Source organism: Plantibacter sp. CFBP 8804 (assembly GCF_014841225.1).
In the GTDB taxonomy this organism is placed as follows: Bacteria; Actinomycetota; Actinomycetes; order Actinomycetales; family Microbacteriaceae; genus Plantibacter; species Plantibacter auratus.
In genome coordinates this window covers 121121-124913 of the sequence record NZ_JACYTU010000008.1, presented here as the reverse complement: position 1 = coordinate 124913, position 3793 = coordinate 121121, and the positions used below count along the sequence as shown (strand labels likewise).

4 protein-coding genes are annotated in these 3793 nt (G+C 68.7%); 2 read left to right on the top strand and 2 right to left on the bottom strand.

Annotation, left to right across the window (positions count from 1 at the left end; translation table 11 throughout):
• Positions 1-18: 18 nt before the first annotated feature.
• The gene (locus tag IFU11_RS14495) at positions 19-198 is read right to left on the bottom strand and encodes a hypothetical protein (protein WP_064296076.1); all 180 of its coding nucleotides are present in this window, start codon (positions 196-198) and stop codon (positions 19-21) included.
• 236 nt (positions 199-434) lie between these two features.
• Between IFU11_RS14495 and IFU11_RS14490 the strand changes: the two genes are divergently transcribed.
• Together IFU11_RS14490 and IFU11_RS14485 are read left to right on the top strand one after the other, a co-directional pair.
• Positions 435-869: a hypothetical protein gene (locus IFU11_RS14490; RefSeq protein ID WP_192019382.1), complete on the top strand. Its 435-nt coding sequence runs from the start codon at positions 435-437 to the stop codon at positions 867-869.
• Positions 866-1735 (top strand): CPBP family glutamic-type intramembrane protease, encoded by an 870-nt coding sequence (locus tag IFU11_RS14485; RefSeq protein ID WP_192019381.1) that lies wholly within the window; start codon positions 866-868, stop codon positions 1733-1735. Before IFU11_RS14490 ends, IFU11_RS14485 begins: the two co-directional genes overlap by 4 nt.
• Positions 1736-1858: 123 nt before the next feature.
• On the opposite strand, the gene IFU11_RS14480 is transcribed toward IFU11_RS14485, so the two are convergent.
• Positions 1859-3721, bottom strand: coding sequence for a glycoside hydrolase family 2 protein (locus IFU11_RS14480; protein WP_192019380.1), 1863 nt, complete (start codon positions 3719-3721; stop codon positions 1859-1861).
• Positions 3722-3793 lie beyond the last annotated feature (72 nt).

Sequence of the window (3793 nt, the reverse complement as noted above, 5' to 3'; positions counted from 1 at the left end):
TTTCTTCGTTCCCGAACCCTACGCGTCGTCGCTCGGGTGGTCGGGGTCCTCTTCCTGGTTGAAGTTCGAGGCGTCGGGGTCGTGACCCACCGCGAGGCCGTCCTCGCTGTTGGGGATGGTCTGGTTCTCGCCCAGGCCGCCCGGCTTCGGCGTTCCCTCGCTGCTGTTCTGGTCGGTGTCGTTCGTGTCGTTCGTCATGGGGACAGGTTAAGAGGTACGCGAGCGCGCGTGAGCAGGCTTGACAGGGTGCCTGGGCGGCGGTTCTGAGCCCTTCGACAGGCTCAGGGACCGGCGGAGGGGCGCTCGGGGACCGGCTATCTTGCGGAAAACGGATAGGCCGGGACATACCTCCCTTCCGGGGGACAGGTGACGGGCAATACAGTTCCAGCAGCCTGGGTCCGGTCGTCGGATCCTCCACGACCGAAACGAGCATCATGGCCACGACCACTGGTAGCAAGACCGCCCCCACGCCGATCGTCATCTCCTTCTGGCTGTGGGTCGTCTCCGCCGTCCTCTCCGTCATCTCCGGGGTCACGGCCGCCATGTCGGCCGGAACCGTCGCCGAGGCCGCAGCCGAACAGTCGGCCTCGGGAGGTGTGCTCTCCTCGAGCGTGCTCCTGATCTCGACCGCCGTCGGCGCGTTCATCGTCGGCGCACTGCACGTGCTGTTCGCCTTCTTCATGCTCCGCGGTCGCAACTGGGCTCGGATCGTCCTCACCGTGGTCGGCATCCTCTCCGTCCTCGGTTCGATCACCGGGCTGATCGCCCTCAACCCGCTCTCCTTCATCTTCGTCATCGTGACCATCGTCGCGATCGTACAAATGTACGTGCTGGCAGCACGCGAATACTTCGCCGCGAACAAGCGATGAGCGACCACTCCGCTGCACCGGCGGAGACCGCCCCGCGCCCGGGCTCGCGCCAGGAACGGGCCGAAGCCCGCCGCGCCGAGGCGCGCCTGCCCTACGCCCCCTCGCCTGACACCCGGTGGGGTACCCCGACCGCGCTGACGACCTTCGTCGTGATCATCGCGCTCCTCGTCGTCGTCGAACTCGCACGGACCTTCGGCGTCCTGTCCGGCGAGGTCGGCACGATGATCATGTGGATCATCTTCGACGGCGGCATCCTCGTCGCCCTCGCGATCGTCTGCCGCACCTGGGGAAGCGGGTCTTGGGCGAAGGACTTCGGACTCCGCTTCCGCTGGTTCGACGTGTTCATCGGGCTCGGTTCAGCCGTCGGCATCCAGCTGATCGGTGGCATGATCGGCCAGTTCGTCATCGCCCTCACCGGCGAGACGCCGAAGTCGAACATCGCCCCGCCGTCGCCAGAGCTCGTCTGGGTGCTGGTCAACACCGTGTTCGCCACGGCGATCGTCGCGCCGTTCTGTGAAGAACTCCTCTTCCGCGGGCTCCTGCTGCGCGGATTCCGGAACTCGATCCTCCGCGGGCGGACGACGAACGGCGTGCGCCGAGGTGCGGCGACGCCCACGACCGCCCGACGTCGCGCGGCGGCGGTCGTCTCGGTGGGAGCGAGCGCGCTGATCTTCGCGATCGTCCACCTCTATGAGGGATGGGGCAGCCCGGTCACCATGGTCACGCTCGGGCTCACCATCCTCGTGCTCGGCACGGTGAACGGTGTCTACGCCGCGACGACCCGTCGCCTCGGACCGGGCATCTGGACGCACGTGTGGTTCAACACCTTCACGGTCCTGCTGACGCTGGCACGCAGCGGGAGCTGACCCGGGCGCCGGTCCCTGGGCGAAGCGGGGAGCCCGTGGGCCCTTCGACAGGCTCAGGGACCGGCGGGGGTCGGCTGGTTGGGGATATGGGCCCTTCGACAGGTTCTGGGACCGGACGATCGGTCAGGAGGCGGAGGGTCGGACTCGGCGCTCGTAGGCGGCGTCGGCCGCGAGCACCGCACGCACGCGGGCGAGGTCGAACTTCGGCCTGCGATCGAAGTCGTAGATGCCGTTCTGCTCCTGGAACGTGTCGGTGAGCTGCGTGTAGCAGTAGCCGAACATGTTCTCGTCGTCGGTCAGTACCCGGACGAGCCCTGCGAAGCGCTCGTGGAACTCCTCGACCGACGCCACCCGCGCGCCATAGCCCCAGGAGTCACCACCAGTGTCCGCCGCCGCGAGCTTCGCGTTCCACCAGATGCCGCCGAACTCCGACACGAAGAACGGCTGCCCCTCGTACGGCAGGGAGATGGTGCGTCCATCCTCGAGGTTCGTGAACGGCTCACCGTCCGCGATCCCGCCCTGCTCGACGGCGAACGCCGCCGGGTCCTGCTCGTAGGAGTGCGCGTCCCACACGTCCGTCTCCCGCACCCGGTGCGCGTAGCCCGAGGCGTCGATCACCGGTCGACTCGGGTCGATGAGCTTCGTCGCGAGGAACATGCCCCGCGTGACGTCGTCGAGGACGGTCACCCGGTCGTGCAGCGTCTGGTGCGTCTCATTCAGCGGGCACCAGCCGATGATCGACGGATGGTTGACGTCGCGCTCCAACGCTTCGACCCACTGCGTGATGAACGACGCCGTCGGGCCCTGGTTGTGACCGACCGTGCCCGCGCCGGACACACCCCAATCGCCGAACTCGCCCCACACCAGATACCCGAGCCGGTCCGCGTGATAGAGGTACCGCTCCTCGAACACCTTCTGGTGGAGCCGCGCACCGTTGAACCCGGCGTCCATCCCGAGCGTGATGTCGGCCACGAGCGCGTCGTCGTCCGGCGCGGTCATGAGCGAGGACGGCCAGTACCCCTGGTCGAGCACGAGCCGCTGGAAGACGTGCTCGCCGTTGATCAGCACCGCGGTGCCGTCGATCGCGACACTGCGCAGCCCCGCGTAGCTCGAGACGCGGTCGGTGACGTCGCCTGCACCATCGCGGATCTCGATGTCGAGGGTATAGAGGAACGGGTCGGCGGGACTCCAGAGCCGCTGCTGGTCCGCCGGGACCTCGAGCCGCACCGACGGTGCCATCGTCGAGCCGAGCTGAGCGGTCTCGCTCGCGACGACGACACCATCGGCGGACAGGGTCACCGTCGCAGTCGCCCCCGCGGCGTTGCGGCTGGGGACGAGCGTGCAGGCGAACCGCCCGGCGTCCGCATCGGGGACCACGGTGAACCGACGCAGGTGCAGCTCGTCGACGGCCTCCACCCAGACCGTCTGCCAGATCCCCGTCGTGCGGGTGTAGTAGCAGTCGGTGTTGCCGTACCAGGTCGCCTGCTTCCCACCGGCCTTCGGCTCGTGGCGGGTGTCACGGGCGCGCACCACGATCTCGATTTCCTGGCCCGGCTCGACCGCGCCGAGCGGCACCCGGATCGGCGTGAAGCCACCCCGATGCCGCATCGCCTCGACCCCGTCGACCCACACGGTCGTGTCGTGGTCGACGGCCCCGAGATGCAGCACGCCGTGCTTCCCCTGCCACGCCGAGGGCACCGTGAACCGCGTGCGGTACCAGACGGCCTCCATGAAATCCGTGTGCTCGACGCCCGATACGGCCGACTCCGGCGCGAACGGGACGAGGATGCGGTCGGTCAGTTCGCGGCCGAGGAGCCCGCGCTCGAGCCCGCTGTCGCCGGCGTCGATCTCGAACTCCCACAGGCCGTTGAGGTTGACCCAGCCGTCACGGACGAGCTGCGGCCGGGGGTACTCCGGGCGCGGCTGCGGTGTGGAGTCGGCGCGGCCGCTCGGCAGCGGGGCGGGGAAGAGGAGAGGGTGCGTCATGGGTGTCGTTCCGATGCGTGGTGGTGGGTGGAGGTGTCGTCGGGCCCTTCGACAAGCTCAGGGACCGGGGGT